The following is an 18,151-nucleotide window of genomic DNA, read 5'->3' on the forward strand; positions in this document are numbered from 1 at the left end:
ATGATTATCAGCGGCTATAATCCCCCTCCTGAATTTTTAAAAGGGGTTTACCATGTTTCGTGATGAAAAAGAGGGACTCAAAGAGATCAAGCTCAAGCTCGAAGAGCTGAGGAGGTATCTTTGACGTTGACACCAAGAAAGAACGCATTGCCGAGCTGGAAGCGGAAATAGCCCAGCCCGATTTTTGGAACCGGGGAGAACAGGCCCAGGAACGCCTCAAGGAGCGCAACTCTTTGCAGAAATGGGTCGACGCCTGGGAGGAAGCGGCCCAGGAACTGGAGGATCTCCAGGTACTGGTGGAACTTGGCGAAGCCGAGGAGGACGAGGCGACCCTGCAGGAAATCAAAGGAATACTCCCCGATCTGCAGCAAAAAGTCGCCAAGATGGAATTTGCCCGCATGCTTTCTGGCGAGCATGACGCCAACAACGCCATCGTCAGCATCAATGCCGGCGCCGGCGGCACCGAAGCCCAGGATTGGGCCGAAATGCTGCTGCGCATGTACCTTCGTTACTGCGAGCGCAAAGGGTTCCGCACCGAGATCACCGATTATCAGCCCGGCGACGAAGCCGGGGTCAAAGGAGCCACTTTCAATGTCGAAGGGGAATACGCCTACGGTTACCTGCGGGCCGAAATGGGCATCCACCGCCTGGTGCGCATTTCTCCCTTTGATGCCAACGCCCGTCGTCATACCTCCTTCTGTTCGGTCTTTGTCTTTCCCGAGCTCTCCGACGATATCGAGATCGAGATCAACGAAAAAGACCTGAAGGTCGACACCTACCGGGCCAGCGGCGCGGGCGGCCAGCACGTCAACAAGACCGATTCGGCCATCCGCATCACCCACATTCCTTCCGGTATTGTGGTGGCCTGCCAGAACGAACGCTCCCAACATAAGAACCGGGCCGTCGCCCTCAAGCAGCTCAAGGCCCGTCTCTATGAGATGGAGGTGAGCAAGAAGGAAGAGGAGGCTTCGGTCATCGCCGGCGAAAAGAAGGAAATTGGCTGGGGAAGCCAGATCCGCTCCTATGTGCTCCACCCCTACCGGCTCGTCAAGGATCATCGAACCGGCTACGAGGTGGGCAATACCGACGCGATTCTGGATGGGGAGCTGGACGACTTTATCGAAGCCTATCTTTTGAGTAAAAAATAAGCCGGCTCAGGCTGAGGGTAGCGCACTTTTTAGGGAGAGTTCAGTGGTCTTTGGGCGTAATGGGTCGACGGGCCCTTGCTCCTTGACTTGAAGGCGCCCTGAGTATATCGTACCCCCTCGCCAAGCCGGGATGAAAGGTGTTGAAATCCATGGAAGAACTGAACGATCTGCTGCTTCAGCGGCGTACGAAGATAGACGACCTGCGTCAGCAGGGGGTCAACCCCTACGCCAATGATTTTCCGGTGGCCCATACCTCCGCTGACGTGATGGCCGCCCATGAAGGCCAGGATGCCGAGGCGTTGAAAGACTGCCCGCAGCATTACACGCTCGCCGGCCGCATCATGGCCCGCCGTGATTTCGGCAAGGCTGCTTTTATCCAGGTGCAGGATCGCAAAGGCCGCCTGCAGGTCTATGTCGGCCGCGATACGGTGGGGGAAGAGGCCTTTGAACAGTTTCGGCGCCTCGATATCGGCGATATCGTCGGCTTTTCCGGCAAGCCTTTCCGGACCAAGACCGGCGAGCTGTCCGTCCGCGCCGAGCAGATTCGCATCCTGACCAAATCCCTGCTGCCGTTGCCGGAAAAGTGGCATGGCCTGACTGATCTCGAGACTCGCTATCGCCAGCGCTACCTCGACCTCATGGTCAACCCCGAGGTCCGGGAGGTCTTCCAGAAACGCACGCGCATCATCCGCCTTATCCGTGAATACATGGAGCAGCACGACTTCCTCGAAGTCGAAACCCCCATGATGCAGCCCATTGCCGGCGGCGCCACGGCCAAGCCTTTCGTCACCCACCACAACACCCTCAAGATGGATCTCTTTCTGCGCATCGCTCCCGAGCTCTACCTTAAGCGACTGGTGGTCGGCGGTTTTGAGCGCGTCTTCGAGATTAACCGCAATTTCCGCAACGAGGGAATCTCCATCCAGCACAACCCCGAGTTCACCATGATGGAGTTCTATCAGGCCTATGCCACCTACCGGGAACTGATGGATTTCACCGAGAAACTCATCTGCCATGTGGCTCAGGAAGTGGTCGGCAGCCTGGTCTTCACCTACGGCGGCCGTGAGGTGAATCTGACGGCGCCCTGGGATCGTCTGACCCTGAAGGAGTCCATCGTCAAGTACGGGAAGATCGATCCGGCCATTCTTGAGGACCGCGATCGTTCCCTGGCCTATGCCAAGAGTCTGGGCCTTGAACTCGACGATCAGATCGGCTTCGGCAAGCTGTTGACCGAGATTTTCGACGAGGTCGTCGAACCCAACTTGTGGAACCCGACGTTTATCACCGAATATCCCACCGAGGTCTCGCCCCTGTCCCGGAAAAACGAGCAAAACCCGGAGGTCGTGGACCGTTTCGAACTGTTCATCGTTGGCCGGGAGCTGGCCAACGCCTTCTCCGAGCTCAACGATCCGGTCGATCAGAAGGATCGTTTCACCAAACAGCTTGCCGAAAAAGAGGCCGGCGACGAGGAGGCGCATGCCATGGATGAAGACTATGTCCGCGCCCTCGAATACGGCCTGCCGCCCACAGCCGGTGAAGGGATCGGTATTGACCGCCTGGTGATGCTGCTCACTGATTCCGCCTCGATCCGCGACGTGATCCTCTTCCCCCAACTGCGGCGGGAAAGCAAGTAATCCAGCAAGGAGCAAGGCGCGGGCAGAGGTGTGAACCTTTTCCCCGGACGCCTTGCTCCTTGCTCCTTACCCCTCACGGAATTCTTCATGGGCTACGAATGGTTTGTCAGTCTGCGTTATCTGCGGGCGAAGCGCAAACAGACCTTCATATCGGTAATTTCCTTTATCTCCATCGCCGGGGTTACGCTGGGCGTGGCGGCACTTATTGTCGTGCTGGCGGTTATGACCGGTTTCCACGACGGGGTCCGCCAGCAGATCCTGGGCAATGTTCCCCATGTGCTCATCCAGTCGCATGGTAAGGAGATTCGGGATTACGGCCAGGTCACCGAAAAAGCTCTTTCGGTCTCTCCTCACGTGGTCAGCGCGGCGCCCTTCGTGTCGAAGGAGGCCATGCTGCTGGCCCGCGGCAACGTCGCGGCCGTCAATGTCAAGGGAATCGAACCGGGCAACAAGATTTTCGTGCAGAAATTTCTCACGGTCGATGACCAGGATGTGGAAGATCTCCTCTTCCACGACGACCGCCTCATTCCCGGTATCGTCATTGGCCTCGACACCGCCACTTCCCTGGGGGTGGCCGTCGGTGATCGCCTCAACGTCATCCCGCCCATGTTTACCATCACGCCCTTCGGCATGATCCCCAAGATGAAGCCCTTTGAGATCGTCGGCATTTTCCGGCATCGCGGTGGCTTCATGGATACCTACTTCGCCTACGTCTCCCTTGGCCAGGCCCAGACCTTCTTCGATTTGCCGGAAAGTGCGAGCGGCATTGAAGTTGAGGTTGACAGTTTCGATAACGCCCGCCTGGTGGCCTCGGAGCTGCGCCAGGATTTTACCTATCCCTACATGGTGCGTTCCTGGGAGGAGCTGTTCGGCTCCTTTCTCTCGGCTCTAAAGCTGGAAAAACTAGGCCTTTTCATCGTGCTGGGAATCATCGTGCTGGTCGCGGCTTTCAATATCGCCACCACCCTGATTATGGTGGTGATGGAAAAGCATAAGGATATCGCGGTCCTGCGAGCCATGGGCGCCACCTCCCGCAGCATCATGAAGATCTTTGTCTTAGAAGGCCTCATCGTCGGGACTGTGGGCACCGCCCTGGGGACAGTGCTGGGGCTCTTTCTGGCCAAAAACGCCGATCCGATCATCAAATGGTGCGAACAGGTCTTTAAGGTGAAGATTTTCGATCAGTCGGTCTACGGCATGGACCGATTCCCATCTGTGGTCCATTCCGCCGATGTGACGGCTGTGGTCCTGGTGGCCATGACCATTTCGCTGCTGGCCGCTATTTATCCCGCCTGGCGGGCGGCCAGGATGGATCCGGCGGAGGCTCTGCGCTATGAATGATCTGCGTTCGAACGTATTGATCCAGGTCGACGGCCTGCAGAAATCGTTTCAGACCGCCAGTGGCCGGGTGGATGTTCTGCGCGGCATCGACCTGAGGATCCATCGGGGCGAAAGGGTGGCTATCGTCGGTTCCTCGGGAGCGGGCAAGACCACTTTCATGCATATTCTCGGCGGTCTCGACCAGCCGACGGCCGGACGCGTCGCTGTTGAAGGGCGCGACGTCTTTTCTCTCAAGGGCGGCGATCTCGATGCGTTCCGCAATCAGACGGCGGGATTCGTCTTTCAGTTCCACCAGCTGCTTCCCGAATTCACCGCCCTGGAAAATGTCATGATGCCGGCGCTTATCGCCCGTCGATCCAAGGCTGAAGCCAGAACCCTGGCGGCGGGGCTGCTGGAAGAGGTCGGCCTGTCTCATCGGCTGACGCACAAGCCGGGGCAGCTGTCGGGAGGGGAGCAGCAGCGGGTGGCCATTGCCCGGGCGCTGGTCATGGGCCCCCGTCTTCTACTGGCGGATGAGCCTACCGGTAATCTCGACAGTGGCACCAGTGATGAAATTTACCGGCTTCTCAATCATCTACACCAGACCAGAGGATTGACCATGATTATTGTCACCCATAGCGAGCCCCTGGCCTCGCGTCTTGACCGCGTGGTCTGCATGGAAGACGGCCGCATACGGGAATAGTTTTTGATTTACACCCTTTTTGGACTTAATCTATAATGCTCTATTTTTCGAAGGCTTTTAGTGAGGATGTGATCTGGATGACCAGAAGAGCGCTGATCGGACTTGTCCTGTTGTTTCTGTTGCCGATGGGGGCCTGGGCTGAGGATTACCAGGTTGACCAGGTCAACGTCAGCGGAAACCAGCGGGTGCAGCTCTCGACGATCACGGCCGTTCTCTCGGCCCGGGCCGGTGACACCGTTGCTGCCGAGACGATCGACCGGGACGTCAAGGCCATTTTCAAGCTGGGGCATTTCTCCGACATTACCGCGGAACTGGATCAGGAAGGGGATCGCCAGGTTCTTTCCTACCGGGTGGTCGAACGCCCCTTGGTTCGGCGCATCGTTTTTTCAGGGAACAAGAAGCTCAAAGAAGAAAAACTGCGTCCCCTGGTCACCTTTCGCTCCGCCAGCATCTTCCATCCCAAAACTCTGGAGCAAAGCGTCGAAGCCATTCGCAATGCCTACATTGAAGAGGGCTATCACGGCGTGCGCATCGAGCCCCGGGTAGAAACGGGTGAGCGCAATGAGGCCACGGTCCACTTCGAGATTACCGAAGGGCAGAAAGTTCTGGTTCGTCAAATCCAGTTGCAGGGGAACACCGTCTTTACCGACAAGGAGCTCAAGAAAGCCATCCAGACCAAAGAGAAATGGTGGCTTTCCTGGCTGACCGATCGGGGGACCTACCGCGAAGAAGTTCTGCAGATCGACCTGGAAATCATCGCCGATCAGTACTACAACAAGGGCTATGTCCAGGTGAAGGTCATGCAGCCCCAGATCACCTTCAGCGGCGACAAAGAGTACATGGACGTGCTGATCGAGATCGAGGAGGGCGAACAGTACCGGGTGGGCGAGATCAGCCTGCAGGGGGATCTCCTTCGCGAAAAAGGGGAACTTTTTTCTCTGTTCAAGCTCAAGCAGGGTGATATCTTCAGTCGCGAAATCCTGCGTGGCGACGTGACGGTGCTCAACGATCTGTACGCCAATCAGGGCTATGCCTACGTGAATGTCTCGCCCGTCACCCGACTTGATCATGAGGAGCGCCTGGTCAATATTCTCTATGATATCGAGCAGGGGATTCAGGTCACCATCGACCGCATCCGCATCACGGGCAATACCCGGACGCGGGACAAGATCATCCGGCGACAGATGCATCTGCTTGAAGGCGATCTGTACAACGCCAGCCTGATCAAGTCGAGCCGCAGCAAGGTCAACAACCTCGGGTTTTTCGAAGAGGTGAATGTCTCTACCAGTAAAGGCAAGGATGAGGCTCATCTCGATGTGGACGTGGAGGTCAAGGAGAAGCCGACGGGCACCTTCAGTATCGGTGGCGGCTACTCGTCCGTAGATGGTTTTATCGCCCAGGGCTCTGTTTCTCAGGAGAACTTTTTGGGACGGGCGCTGCGCATGAACCTCTCCGCTTCGCTGGGGGGCACGACGACCACCTATCAGTTCGGCCTCCTCGACCCCTATTTTCTTGACACGGATTTTGCTTTGGGTGGAGATGTTTATAACACCGACCGTGAATATACCGATTTCTCCAAAAAAACGACCGGGGGAGATATCAAACTCGGCATCCCACTGACCGAAAACACCCGCCTCTTTTTCGTCTATCGTTACGAAGAGAAAGAAATATACGATATCGACCCCCTTGCCAGCATCTACTGGCAGGAGCAGGCCGGCCGCTCCACCCTGTCGTCCCTCTTTTCCTCCTTTTCCCTCAATACGACGGACTACCGTCCCGATCCGACCCGCGGTCACCTCGGGGAGATTTCCTGGGAAATTGCCGGCCTGGGGGGAACGGAATATTTCAGTAAATACATCGCCGACCACCGGGTCTTCTTCCCCTGGAAATGGGGTTCCGTCTTCTCGCTCCACGGCCAGGTCGGCTATGTCCACAAGCTGCGCAGCACCGAAGAGATCCCCATCGACGAAAAGTTCTTTCTGGGCGGCATCAATACCCTGCGGGGTTTCGCGACGCGGGAAGTCGGTCCCCAGGACGAAAACGGTGACTTTATCGGCGGCGAAAAAGAGGCGTTCTTTAACGCCGAATACACCTTTCCCCTCATCCGGGACCTCGGCTTTAAGGGGCTGCTCTTTTTTGATATCGGCAACGCCTGGAGCAAGGATGAAGAGTATTTCTCCAGCATGCGCTACAGCGCCGGCTGGGGTATTCGCTGGAACAGCCCTATGGGGCCTTTGCGGCTCGAATGGGGATACAATCTGGATCCGAAAGAGGATGAGGATCGCTCACGGTTTGAGTTTTCCATTGGTCGGTTTTTCTAAGCCTATTATCTAAAAGGAGTTTTACATGAAAAGATTGCTCGTACCCCTTCTGTTGGTTTTTGCTCTGCTCGCCGCCCCCGCCTTTGCCGAGGTCAAAGTCGGCTATGTCGATCTGCAGAAAGCCCTGAATCTCTCCGAGTCCGGCAAGGCCGCCAAGGAAAAAATTGCCGCCTCGGTGAAAAACTATGAAGGGACGATCCAGATCCGCCAGGAAGAGATCAAGAAGCTCAAGGACGAACTGGAAAAACAGTCCATGGCCTTAAGTGCCGATGCTCGTTCCGCCAAGGAGCGTGACTATCAGCAGAAACTCAAGGAGTTCCAGCGTTTCACCAAAGACATCCAGGAAGAACTGCAGCAGAAGGACGCCGACTTCACCCGTCAGATCATCGAAGATCTGCTCAAGATCGTGCAGGAGATCGGCGCCAGCGAAGGGATGTCCATGGTTTTTGAGAAATCGGAAAGCTCGGTCCTTTACGCCGATAAATCGGCGGATCTGACCGACAAGGTCATTGAGCGCTACAACGCCCAGTTCAAAAAGCAGGGCGGCAAGTAATCATGGCGACGACGGCAACTCTTCGAGAGCTTGCCGATCTGGTTGGAGGCTCTGTCCTCGGGGATGAATCGATCCGGATCGGCCAGGTCGCGCCCATCGACGCCGCCCGTGAGGGCGATATCACGTTTCTCGCCAATCCCAAATACGCCGCCAAGGCCAAGGGAACCCGCGCCTCCGCGGTCATTGTGGCTCCTGGCGTCGAGGTCCCGGGACTCAATCTGCTAGTGGTCAAGAACCCCTATCTGGCCTTCGCCAAGATCCTGACCCATCTGAAGGTGGTTCGGCCGGAGCCCAAAGGGGTGATGGAAGGAGCCTGGATTCATCCGTCCGCAATCCTTGAGGAGGATGTAACCGTTTATCCCGGCTGCACCATCGGTGAAGGAGTCAGGGTCGGTCGTGGCACGATCCTTTATCCCCGCGTCACGCTCTATGACCGCGTTCAGGTTGGCGAGGAGTGTGTCCTGCATGCCGGGGCGATTGTGCGGGAAGAATGCCGTTTGGGCAATCGGGTTATCCTGCAGCCTGCCGCCGTTATTGGTTCCGATGGTTTCGGCTTTGCCCCCGACGGACCGCGATATTTCAAAATTCCCCAGGTCGGCATCGTTGTCGTGGAAGATGACGTGGAAATCGGCGCCTGCAGCTGTATTGATCGCGCTGCTATGGGAGAGACCCGCATCCGCCGTGGTGTCAAACTCGACAATATGGTGCAGATCGGCCACAACGTCACCGTCGGTGAAGATACGGTGATGGCGGCCCAGGTGGGTATCGCCGGCAGTACGGTTATCGGCAATCACTGTACTTTCGGCGGACAGGCCGGTACGGCCGGCCACCTGCGGATTGGCGACAATGTCATGATTGGCGGGCGCGGAGGGATCACCAGCCACACCGAAGGAAATCAGGTGCTTTCAGGGGCGCCGGCCATTCCCCATAAGGACTGGCTCAAAGCGTCCATGAGTTTCGCCAAATTGCCCGAAATGCGTCGTGAGCTGAGCCGACTTAAAAATCAGGTGGAAGCTCTTGAAAAGCTCTTAAAGGAGAAATAGAGACCATGGTTCTCACAACTCAGGAAATCATGAAGCTCCTTCCCCATCGCTACCCGTTCTTGCTGGTCGATCGCATTGTGGAGCTGGAGGAAGGCAAAAAGGCTGTCGGCATCAAGAATGTCACCATAAACGAGCCCTTTTTTCAGGGGCATTTCCCGGGGCATCCTATTATGCCGGGCGTGCTCATTATCGAGGCGATGGCTCAAGTGGGTGGTCTTTATGCCATGGTGGTCAACAAGATCGGCGACGACAAGGTGACCTACTTCGCCGGCATCGACAACGCCCGTTTCCGCAAACCGGTCGTTCCCGGTGACGTGTTGCGTATTGAACTGGAGATGATCAATTGCAAGCGCGGGCTTTACTGCTTTTCCGGTAAGGCCTACGTCGAGGATGTTCTGGTCGCTGAAGCTGAATTGAAGGCCACTTTTGCCCCCCGTCAGGAGGCCTGATACCGTCATGATTCATTCAACTGCCATTATCAGCCCGGGCGCCCAGCTGGATCCTACTGTTGAGGTCGGGCCTTACGCCGTCATCGGCGAATATGTCCGCATCGGTGCCGGCACTGTTATCGGCCCCCACACCGTCATCGAAGGATGGACGGAAATCGGTAAAAACAACCGGATTTTTCAGTTCGCTTCCGTGGGAGCTGTCCCCCAGGATCTCAAGTTCCATGGCGAAAAATCTTCTCTGCGTATCGGCGACGGCAATACGATCCGCGAATTTGCCACGCTGCACCGTGGTACCGAGGATGGCGGCGGCGAGACGGTCGTGGGAAATCAATGTCTGCTCATGGCCTATTCCCATGTAGCCCATGACTGCGTTGTCGGCAACCAGGTCATTCTGGCCAACGGCGCGACCCTGGCCGGGCACGTTCAGGTCGATGACCATGCCATTCTGGGTGGACTTTCCGCCGTTCATCAGTTCACCCGGGTCGGCTGCCATGTCATGGTCAGTGGCGGCTCCATGGTGGCTCAGGATATACCACCTTACACCATTGCTCAGGGCGATCGGGCCAAGACCGTCGGCCTTAACCTTATCGGTCTCAAGCGCCGCGGTTTTTCCGATGAAGCCGTTCGCGGCATCAAGCAGGCTTACAAGCTGATCTTCCGTTCCGGTTTGCGCATGGAAGACGCCTTGACGAAGATTGATCAGGATATTGCCAAAACGCCGGAGCTGCAGGTCTTTATCGACTTTATTCAGAACAGCCAGCGCGGCATCGCCCGTTGATCGGACAGGCCACTGTCGGGAGAGATTTTGAGCAGTCAGGACGGTAAGCGCAGGGCCCTTATTGTAACCGGCGAAGCATCCGGGGATCTGCATGGCGCCAACCTCATCAGGGCGGCCGCCAAGGTGGACCCCGGACTGTCTTTTTTTGGGGTGGGTGGCAAGCGCATGGCCGAAGCCGGCTGTGATATCCTGATCCCCAGTGAAGAGTTAGCGGTCATGGGGGCGGTTGAGGTGTTGGCCAATATTCGGGTCATCGCCAGAGCCATGCGTAAACTGCGTACCGTTATAGATGCAGAGTCCAAGCCAGATCTCGTTGTCCTCATTGACTACCCCGGCTTCAATCTTCGACTGGCCCGGCATGCCAAAGCGGCCGACATACCGGTTCTTTACTACATCAGCCCCAAGGTCTGGGCCTGGAAAAAGGAGAGGGTGAAGACCATCGCCCGTTTTGTTGACAGGCTGGCTCTCATTTTCCCCTTTGAAGAAGCTTATTTTCAGGGGCTTGACCTGGAAGCCGTGTACGTGGGCAATCCCTTGATGGACGAAGTGCAGGATCTGGAGAGCCGGGAACTTTTCCGTAACCGCTACGGCATCGAGACCGCTGCCCCCGTAATCGGCCTTTTCCCCGGCAGCCGCCGCAGCGAAATCCGGTACAATTTCCAGACGCTGGTGCAGAGCGCGCGCCTCATTCTCCAAGACAAGCCCTCGGCCAGATTTCTGCTGCCGGTAGCGTCATCACTTCCCCGGGCGCTGTTTGACGAGCTGCTGGCCGAAGAAGACCTGCCGGTGACCCTGGTCGAGAATGAGAGTATTTACGATTTGGCCCACGCCTGTGACGCCGTGGCCTGCGTATCCGGGACAGTGACTCTGCAGACCGCTCTGGCCGGAACCCCTATGGTGGTGGTCTACCGTATGTCGCCGGTGAGCTTTGCCATTGCCAGGCTGCTGGTCAAGGTTCCCTATGTCAGCCTGGTCAATATCGTGGCTGGCGAGGAGGTCGTCAGGGAACTCCTGCAGGAGGAGGCGAAGCCCGAGAATATTGCTGCCGAGCTTCTGCGCATTCTGGACGACAGCGGCTATAACCAGCAGATCCAGCGCGGTTTGGTCGCGGTCAAAGAAAAGATGGGCGCTCCCGGTTGTTCGATCCGGGTGGCGAAGATGGCGTCGGAAATGAGCCAGGGAAAGGTGCGGTCATGAAGAGCAAGGGAACCCAGGTCTATCTGCGGCTGCTCGGCTATACCCGCACCTGCCGATGGCGAATCATCCTCTCCATGGTGGCCTCCCTCGGGGTGGCTGGATCGGATGCGGCCGCCGCCAAGCTGATTCAGCCCTTTATCGATCGCCTCGTCGTGGCAGGAGATGTCTCTCTGGTCAAACTGGTGCCTTTTTTTGTACTCGGATTGGCCACCATCAAAGGCGTTTCCCGTTTTGTGCAGGAATACTACATCAAGACAGCCGGTCAGCTGGTCATGCAGGATCTGCGCAACGATCTGTTCGGCCACTCCCTCAACCTGGGCATGCGCTACTACTCCAAAACCTCCTCAGGGACGTTGATGTCGCGCATTCTCAACGATGTGACGGTAATGCAGGCCGCTGTCGCCGAAGTGCTGGTTGGCCTTCTGCGCGAGGGGCTCACTCTGGTTGCCCTGACCCTGGTCGCCTTCTACGGCGACTGGCAACTCACCCTGATGGCTTTTGTTGTACTCCCCCTGGCGGCCTGGCCCGCCTCGGCCATTGGCAAAAAAATCAAGCAGTACACCCGCAGTGGTCAAAGTGCCATGGGTACCCTGACCCAGGTGCTGGAACAGACCTTCTCCGGCATCAAGGTCATCAAGGCTTTCGGCACCGAAGAGAGGGAAGTCGGCCGTTTTCGGGATCGCAACCTCTTCTATTACCGCTTCCTCCGTAAAGTCATCAAATATGACGCGGCTTCCTCACCCATGATGGAAATCATGTCTTCTTTCGGCGTGGCGGCGGTGCTCTGGTTCGGTCTGCACCGGGTCATGTCCGGGGCCATGACCCAGGGGGAACTCTTTTCCGTCATTGGGGCTATCATGTTCATGTACACCCCCGCCAAACGGCTGTCTAAAATGTACAACCGGATACAGCAGGCCATCGGCGCGGCAGAGCGGGTTTTTGAACTGCTGGAGACACCCCATGAGATCGTCGACCGTCCCGGTGCCAAGACTCTGACCAATGTCCGGGGAGAGGTGCGCTTTGATCATATATCCTTTTCTTATGGCGATGAACCGATCCTGCAAGATGTCAGCCTGACCGCCCGGCAGGGGGAAGTCGTGGCCCTGGTGGGGCCCAGCGGCGCCGGCAAGTCGACCATTGTTTCCCTGCTGAATCGCTTCTACGACCCCCAGTCCGGTGCCGTGCTGATTGACGGTCAGGACATTCGAGACCTGACCCTGGACAGCCTGAAGGCCCATATCGCCATGGTGGATCAGGAAACCTTCTTGTTCAACGATTCCCTGGCGAACAACATTCGTTACGGGCGCCCCGAGGCGTCTGACCAGGAAGTGGCCGAGGCGGCTCGGCAGGCCTATGCCGATCAGTTTATCCAGACATTGCCCGAAGGGTTTGAAACAGAGATCGGCGACCGCGGCCTGCGTCTTTCCGGCGGCCAGCGGCAACGCATCTGTATCGCCCGCGCCATTCTCAAGAATGCGCCCATTCTCATTCTTGACGAAGCGACCAGCGCCCTGGATACGGAAAGCGAAGCCATGGTACAGCAGGCCCTGGCCAACCTGATGCAAAACCGCACAACCTTTGTTGTGGCTCACCGACTTTCAACCATCCTGCATGCCGATAAAATCGTGGTGCTGGAGCAAGGTCGTGTCTGCGAAGTCGGTCGCCATGAAGAGTTGCTGGCCCATGGCGGATTGTATAAAAAACTTTACGATATGCAGTTTCAGGCCTGAGCATGTTCAAGCGCGTTCTCGACAAATTATTGCTGGCCGTGGTGCCTTTTGCGGGCGCCGGGCTGATCCGCTTTCTGTATTGGTCCCTTCGCATCGATATGGTAGGCGCGGAGCATCCCCAGGGTTTCTGGGATCGAGGGGAGCAGGTTATCCTCTCCTTCTGGCACGACCAACTGCTGCTTATGGCTTGTGGCTACCATGGACCGGGGGCCAAGATCCTCATCAGCGCCTCCAAAGATGGGGAACTGATCGCCCGTACTATGGCCTATTTCGGCCAGGATGCTGTGCGAGGTTCCTCCTCCCGCGGGGGGCGGGCGGCCTTTCGGCATCTGCTGAGCCTGGCCAGGGAGCCCTTTGATCTGGTCATTACCCCCGATGGTCCGCGTGGCCCGCGCCATGAGGTAAAAGAAGGGGTCGTCCAGTTGGCCCGCCTGAGCGGTCGCCCCGTCGTCCCCATGGCCTTTGCCGCCAGTCGGGGGCATCGTTTTCGCTCCTGGGACCGTTTTCTGCTGCCTTACCCTTTTGGCCGCGGCGTCTACTCATTTGGCGAACCTCTGATTTACGAGGGTGATGAATCGATCGAAGTCTTCGGACAGCGACTGCAGGCCGCCATGGAAGAAAATGACAAAAAAGCCCGTGCCTACTTGGAGAGCTGTGGTGTATCTGCTGTATGACATCATACTGCTGCTGGCCAGCGTGGTGCTGCTTCCCTATGCGCTGCTCAAGGGGATAAGACACGGCAACAGCTGGCGTGGACTGGGGGAGCGTATCGGCTTCTACTCCCGCGAGCGTCTGGCCGATCTGCAGGGGAAGCCGCTCATCTGGGTCCATGCCGTCTCCGTGGGGGAAGTGCGGGCGGCCATGCCACTGCTGCGCCAGGTCAAGGAGGCCTATCCCCAGTCTTCTCTGATTCTGTCCACCATGACCTTCACCGGCCAGGCCATCGCCAGGGATTCCGGCCTCGCTGATCTGTGCGTCTTTTTCCCTTACGACCTTTCCTGGATTGCCCGCCGCATATTCCGGAAACTTCCTCTTGACCTGCTCGTCATCGTCGAGACGGAAATCTGGCCCAACTTCATTCACCAGGCCAAAAAAGCGGGCATCCCCATTGTTCTTGTCAACGGCCGTATCTCTGACCGTTCCTTCCCTCGCTATCAATTCATTCGACCGTTGCTGCGGCCCGTTCTCCAGAACTTTTCCTCTTTCTGCATGCAGAGCGAGACCGACGCGCAGCGTATCCGCTATCTTGGTGCGCCTTCCGAGCGTGTTGGCGTCCCCGGTAATCTCAAATTCGATATGCAGGTTGTGGCACCCGAACCAGCCCGCATCATCTCACTCAAGGAAAAATTTCGGCTACCTGAAGAGACGATGATCTGGGTGGCCGGCAGCACCCGTTCAGGCGAACACGAGATTCTTGTCGAAGCCTATCGGCAACTGGTCACTGAGGGGATTGCTGTTGTTCTGGTGCTGGTGCCACGACACGTAGAGCGGTGCAAGGTCGTGGGAGAATTGCTGGCCAGCGAAAAGATCCCCTATGTTCTGCGAAGTTCCCTGCAGAAAGATACGCGATGGGTGCAGCCCGGTGAAGTCCTGCTGGTCGATACGATGGGAGAAATGCTCGATCTTTATGCGACGGCCGACTTGGTTTTTGTGGGCGGCAGCTTGGTACCTGTTGGTGGTCACAATATTCTGGAACCTGCTCTGCTGAAAAAACCTGTGCTCTTTGGACCCTACATGCACAATTTCAAGGAAATCTCCCGTCTGCTGCTTTCCGCCAAAGGCGGCGTCCAGGTGGCGGACCGGCAGGACCTGGTTCTTCAGATCCGCAACCTTCTGAAGGACAGCCGCGCCCGCCGCGTCCTGGGGAATAATGGCAACAGCGTGCTGGCCAGCAATGCCGGCGCTACGCGCAAGACCCTCGACGTGATGAAATCCTTCCTGGAATCTTAAACGTGAAAATCGTGTTCTGGCATAGACACCTGGTGTTGCAGGGGCCTGAGGGGTTTCTTGACCGTCTTCTGCTTGGTGTGCTTATTCCCCTCGGCTGGCTCTATGGCCTGGTGGTGCTTTTTCGGGCCGCCCTATACCGGTGGGGCATTCTCCCGTCTTTTCGCGCTTCGGTACCGGTTTTGTCGGTGGGTAACATTACCGCCGGCGGTACCGGCAAGACACCGGTGGTCGATGCTCTTCTCAAGCACTTTCTCGCCCAGGGTTTGCGGGTGGCTGTCGTCAGTCGGGGGTATGGCGGTTCGCTGAGGGAAGGGGTAGGGGTAGTGAGTGCCGGCGAAGGGCCGCAACTGGCCGCCGACCTGTGTGGAGACGAACCCTTTCTGCTGGCCCGGCGAAACCCGCAAGCGCTGATTCTTGTCGCGCGCAAAAGGGCTGATGGCATCCGCACCGCCGTAGAACGCTACCAGGCTGAACTGATCATTCTTGATGACGGTTTTCAGCATCTCGCCGTGCAGCGCGATGTGGATATCCTGCTTCTTGACGGCAACAACCCCCTGGGCAACGGCCAGGTTTTACCGGCCGGTCTGCTGCGGGAGTTCCCTCCTGCTTTGAAAAGAGCCAACCTGCTGGTTTTTACCCGCTGTCCAGAAGGTACAAGTCGTCCTCAACCATCCCGCCTTTGTGCTGAAAAACCCTTTTTTTACAGCCGGCACGTGCTCGCCTCTGAGGCAATCAGTCTAGCCGGCGAAGTCGTTCCGCTGACGAGTCTGGAGACAAAAAAAGGCGTGGTCTTTGCCGGCATTGCCGATCCGGCATCCTTTTTTGAGGCGCTCGGCGCCAAGGGGCTGCGACTCGCCGAAAACCTTGCCCTGTCCGATCATGTGGTTTATGATAACCAGTTGCTGAAACGGTTAAGAAGTCTCGCCGAAGGCGCGGATTATCTAATCACCACCGAAAAGGACGCCGTGAAGTTGGGCCGGACTGATTTTTCCGTTCCTTGCTATCAGGTTCCGTTGGCGGTGCAACTTTTTGATGAGGAAGGCTTCTTCCAAAAACTCCACCAACTCATCCCCGGGAGAGATCATGACCCTGAATAAAGAACTGCTGGAACTTCTCGCCTGCCCGCAATGCAAGGGGGAGGTGCGCTATGAAGAAACCCAAAGTCGTCTGGTCTGTGAGCCTTGCCGTCTGGCTTTTCCCCTCCGGGATGACATCCCGGTGATGCTGATGGATGAGGCTGAACCTCTCTGATGGTCATCGCAAAGCCGTTCTCAGGAAGATGGCTGACCTGGACGGCGGCAGGGTCCGTTTTTCTTTTCCCCGGACTCGTGGCGACCGTTGATCACGCCGGTTCCCTTCTTTTTGTTCTCCTGCTTCTGGTTGGATTTGCTGGCTGCAAGGGAGGTTGGAGAGATCTGGGTTTTTGGGAAAAGGCCATGCTTTTGGGAATGCTGACTTTTTTCGCTGTCTGCGCCCTGAGTCTTGCGAATGCGGAAGATCTGAAGAACGGTTTCAGTCGCCTCGAAAAGGTGGCACGATTGTTGGCCCTCATTCCCATTTATCTTACACTCCGGCAGTTGAATGTCAGTCTGGTGCGCCCTTTTTTCTGGGGATGTCTTTGGGCCGGACCCTGGATGTTGGCCGTTTCTCTTTACCAGGCCGTCATTGAAACAGCTCCCCGCAGTGCTGGGGCCTATCACCCTATTGTGTTCGGTGACCAGGCCGTATTGATTGCCGGGGTGCTTGGCGCTTCGCTCTGTTTTTCTCCCCGCTCCCGCATGCTCTGGGTTTTAACACTGCTATCCCTGGGTAGCGCTCTCATCGCTTCCGGTCTCTCGGGGTCGCGCGGTGGTTGGCTGGCGTTGCCAATTTTGGTGGCGCTGTATCTCTGGTTTTTCCGTTCATCTCTGGCCCACCGGGTCCGTGTCCTCGTTCTGGCCGTTTTTTTCGTTACGGCAGCAGGCGTAATGGTCAGTCACAATCCAGTCAGGGAGAGGATAACCCACGCCTATGAAGATATCGTCAACTATCGCTCAGGAGACAAGGTAAACACCTCTCTTGGTTCACGTTTTCTCTTATGGGACCTCGCTATTGATATCTGGAAGGAACATCCGCTTATGGGAACGGGGCTTGGCGACTATTCCCACGATATCGACCAAATAATCGATGCGGGCGAAACACGGCTGAATACAGTATGGCCCCATGCCCACAGCATCTATTTCGAGCTGCTGGCGACCACCGGCCTGGTTGGTCTGCTGGCTCTGGTGGGGGGACTGTTCGTTGTCCCCTCTGCGGTGTATTTTCGGAAAATTCAAGCAGGTAAAATGAGCGCAGTGACCTTCCCCATGGCAGCGGGGTTGGGCTGTTTGCTCAGTTTTGCCGTTTTTGGACTGAGTGAGGCCTGGACAGCGCGTTCTCCTCTGCTCACCTCGTATGTGGTATGCCTGCTCGTTTTTTCATCCGGCATGTATGCAGGCCCTGATATGTCAAACAACGTTTTTGATTCTGAACCAATGAAGGAGCCTGCATGACAAAGCGCCGCCAGTCCCTTTCGGTCACGGTCATCACCAAAAATGAAGAAGACCGTCTTGGCAGCTGTCTTGATTCTGTCCAGGAGTTGGCGGATGAGATTATCGTTCTTGACAGCGGAAGCACGGATCACACCGTTGACGTCGCCCGCCGTTATACAGACCAGGTCTGGGTCACTGACTGGCCCGGCTATGGGCCGCAAAAACAGCGCGCGCTCGAAAAAGCCACGGGCGACTGGGTTCTGGCCATCGATGCTGACGAGGTACTCACGCCTGAACTCCAGCAGGAAATAGCGGCAATGCTCGATGGGGATCGGCGAGAAGTGGCTTACTGTCTGCCCTGGGCCGTCACCATCTTCGGCAAGCGCCTGGACCATGGTCGCAGCGCCCGCGCCCCTTTGCGCCTGTTTCGGCGCGAAGGGGCGCGCTTCACCGATGCCCAGGTCCATGAAACGGTGTTGTTGCCACCCGGTAAGGTCGGCACCATGAAGGGGCGACTCCTCCATTTCACTCACCGGCATTTCGGGGAGACGCTTTACAAAAATGCCCATTACGCCTGGCTGGGCGCCAGACAACGTCATGAATCTGGGAAAAAGGGTGGAGGGCTGGTCGGTGCCACCGCGAGGGGCATCCTCGTTTTTCTGCAGGTCTACATTCTGCGTGGGGGCTTTCTTGACGGGTCAGTTGGTTTTTTGATGGCGGTGATGTACAGTCAGGTAGCATTCAACAAATATGCGGGGCTCTGGACGCTGCAGCGTCAGGATCGACTGCAGGGCAAAACTCAGGACAGATGACGG

General features: G+C 57.1%; 17 protein-coding genes. All 17 read left to right on the forward strand.

The window, feature by feature from the left end; genetic code table 11:
- Positions 1–52 precede the first annotated feature (52 nt).
- A protein-coding gene (gene prfB, locus MJO47_RS10505; RefSeq protein WP_253961079.1) for a peptide chain release factor 2 occupies positions 53–1,148 on the forward strand; the annotation gives its coding sequence in 2 pieces (ribosomal slippage) (positions 53–121 and positions 123–1,148; 1,095 coding nt in all).
- A gap of 149 nt (positions 1,149–1,297) precedes the next feature.
- Positions 1,298–2,782, forward strand: coding sequence for a lysine--tRNA ligase (gene lysS / locus MJO47_RS10510; RefSeq protein WP_253961080.1), 1,485 nt, complete (start codon positions 1,298–1,300; stop codon positions 2,780–2,782).
- Between the two features lie 87 nt (positions 2,783–2,869).
- Positions 2,870–4,123 carry a lipoprotein-releasing ABC transporter permease subunit gene (locus tag MJO47_RS10515; protein WP_253961081.1) on the forward strand — a complete coding sequence of 418 codons (1,254 nt, stop codon included), beginning with the start codon at positions 2,870–2,872 and terminating at the stop codon, positions 4,121–4,123.
- On the forward strand, positions 4,116–4,805 hold the full coding sequence (locus tag MJO47_RS10520; RefSeq protein WP_253961082.1) for an ABC transporter ATP-binding protein: 690 nt from the start codon (positions 4,116–4,118) through the stop codon (positions 4,803–4,805). Before MJO47_RS10515 ends, MJO47_RS10520 begins: the two co-directional genes overlap by 8 nt.
- A gap of 77 nt (positions 4,806–4,882) precedes the next feature.
- The gene (gene bamA, locus MJO47_RS10525; protein ID WP_253961083.1) at positions 4,883–7,126 is read left to right on the forward strand and encodes an outer membrane protein assembly factor BamA; all 2,244 of its coding nucleotides are present in this window, start codon (positions 4,883–4,885) and stop codon (positions 7,124–7,126) included.
- 25 nt (positions 7,127–7,151) lie between these two features.
- A complete protein-coding gene (locus MJO47_RS10530) occupies positions 7,152–7,679 on the forward strand; it encodes an OmpH family outer membrane protein (RefSeq protein WP_253961084.1) in 528 nt (175 codons plus the stop codon).
- Positions 7,680–7,681: 2 nt separating this feature from the next.
- Entirely contained in the window at positions 7,682–8,722 is a 1,041-nt protein-coding gene (lpxD, locus tag MJO47_RS10535; protein ID WP_253961085.1) for a UDP-3-O-(3-hydroxymyristoyl)glucosamine N-acyltransferase, read from the forward strand.
- Positions 8,719–9,171, forward strand: coding sequence for a 3-hydroxyacyl-ACP dehydratase FabZ (fabZ, locus tag MJO47_RS10540; protein ID WP_371926694.1), 453 nt, complete (start codon positions 8,719–8,721; stop codon positions 9,169–9,171). Before lpxD ends, fabZ begins: the two co-directional genes overlap by 4 nt.
- Before the next feature lie 7 nt (positions 9,172–9,178).
- Complete coding sequence (gene lpxA, locus MJO47_RS10545; RefSeq protein ID WP_253961087.1) at positions 9,179–9,949, forward strand: acyl-ACP--UDP-N-acetylglucosamine O-acyltransferase; 771 nt, start codon at positions 9,179–9,181, stop codon at positions 9,947–9,949.
- A gap of 27 nt (positions 9,950–9,976) precedes the next feature.
- Positions 9,977–11,146 (forward strand): lipid-A-disaccharide synthase, encoded by a 1,170-nt coding sequence (gene lpxB, locus MJO47_RS10550; protein WP_253961088.1) that lies wholly within the window; start codon positions 9,977–9,979, stop codon positions 11,144–11,146.
- On the forward strand, positions 11,143–12,876 hold the full coding sequence (gene msbA, locus MJO47_RS10555) for a lipid A export permease/ATP-binding protein MsbA (RefSeq protein ID WP_253961089.1): 1,734 nt from the start codon (positions 11,143–11,145) through the stop codon (positions 12,874–12,876). Before lpxB ends, msbA begins: the two co-directional genes overlap by 4 nt.
- A gap of 2 nt (positions 12,877–12,878) precedes the next feature.
- On the forward strand, positions 12,879–13,550 hold the full coding sequence (locus tag MJO47_RS10560) for a lysophospholipid acyltransferase family protein (protein ID WP_253961090.1): 672 nt from the start codon (positions 12,879–12,881) through the stop codon (positions 13,548–13,550).
- Positions 13,534–14,826, forward strand: coding sequence for a 3-deoxy-D-manno-octulosonic acid transferase (locus MJO47_RS10565; RefSeq protein WP_253961091.1), 1,293 nt, complete (start codon positions 13,534–13,536; stop codon positions 14,824–14,826). Before MJO47_RS10560 ends, MJO47_RS10565 begins: the two co-directional genes overlap by 17 nt.
- 2 nt (positions 14,827–14,828) lie before the next feature.
- Positions 14,829–15,923: a tetraacyldisaccharide 4'-kinase gene (lpxK, locus tag MJO47_RS10570; protein ID WP_253961092.1), complete on the forward strand. Its 1,095-nt coding sequence runs from the start codon at positions 14,829–14,831 to the stop codon at positions 15,921–15,923.
- Entirely contained in the window at positions 15,910–16,077 is a 168-nt protein-coding gene (locus MJO47_RS10575) for a Trm112 family protein (RefSeq protein WP_305882433.1), read from the forward strand. The genes lpxK and MJO47_RS10575 overlap by 14 nt, the downstream gene beginning before the upstream one ends.
- A gap of 185 nt (positions 16,078–16,262) precedes the next feature.
- Entirely contained in the window at positions 16,263–17,357 is a 1,095-nt protein-coding gene (locus tag MJO47_RS10580; RefSeq protein WP_253961093.1) for an O-antigen ligase, read from the forward strand.
- A complete protein-coding gene (locus tag MJO47_RS10585; protein WP_253961094.1) occupies positions 17,354–18,148 on the forward strand; it encodes a glycosyltransferase family 2 protein in 795 nt (264 codons plus the stop codon). The genes MJO47_RS10580 and MJO47_RS10585 overlap by 4 nt, the downstream gene beginning before the upstream one ends.
- Positions 18,149–18,151 lie beyond the last annotated feature (3 nt).

Origin of the sequence: Desulfuromonas sp. KJ2020, assembly GCF_024197615.1 — a bacterium.
Lineage (GTDB): Bacteria > Desulfobacterota > Desulfuromonadia > Desulfuromonadales > SZUA-540 > SZUA-540.

Excerpts from the sequence above, each read along its gene's own strand:
- lysS (WP_253961080.1), top strand. The coding sequence starts at position 1,298 with ATGGAAGAACTGAACGATCTGCTGCTTCAGCGGCGTACGAAGATAGAC.
- MJO47_RS10515 (WP_253961081.1), top strand. The coding sequence starts at position 2,870 with ATGGGCTACGAATGGTTTGTCAGTCTGCGTTATCTGCGGGCGAAGCGC.
- MJO47_RS10520 (WP_253961082.1), top strand. The coding sequence starts at position 4,116 with ATGAATGATCTGCGTTCGAACGTATTGATCCAGGTCGACGGCCTGCAG.
- bamA (WP_253961083.1), top strand. The coding sequence starts at position 4,883 with ATGACCAGAAGAGCGCTGATCGGACTTGTCCTGTTGTTTCTGTTGCCG.
- MJO47_RS10530 (WP_253961084.1), top strand. The coding sequence starts at position 7,152 with ATGAAAAGATTGCTCGTACCCCTTCTGTTGGTTTTTGCTCTGCTCGCC.
- lpxD (WP_253961085.1), top strand. The coding sequence starts at position 7,682 with ATGGCGACGACGGCAACTCTTCGAGAGCTTGCCGATCTGGTTGGAGGC.
- lpxA (WP_253961087.1), top strand. The coding sequence starts at position 9,179 with ATGATTCATTCAACTGCCATTATCAGCCCGGGCGCCCAGCTGGATCCT.
- msbA (WP_253961089.1), top strand. The coding sequence starts at position 11,143 with ATGAAGAGCAAGGGAACCCAGGTCTATCTGCGGCTGCTCGGCTATACC.
- MJO47_RS10560 (WP_253961090.1), top strand. The coding sequence starts at position 12,879 with ATGTTCAAGCGCGTTCTCGACAAATTATTGCTGGCCGTGGTGCCTTTT.
- MJO47_RS10575 (WP_305882433.1), top strand. The coding sequence starts at position 15,910 with ATGACCCTGAATAAAGAACTGCTGGAACTTCTCGCCTGCCCGCAATGC.
- MJO47_RS10580 (WP_253961093.1), top strand. The coding sequence starts at position 16,263 with ATGCTTTTGGGAATGCTGACTTTTTTCGCTGTCTGCGCCCTGAGTCTT.
- MJO47_RS10585 (WP_253961094.1), top strand. The coding sequence starts at position 17,354 with ATGACAAAGCGCCGCCAGTCCCTTTCGGTCACGGTCATCACCAAAAAT.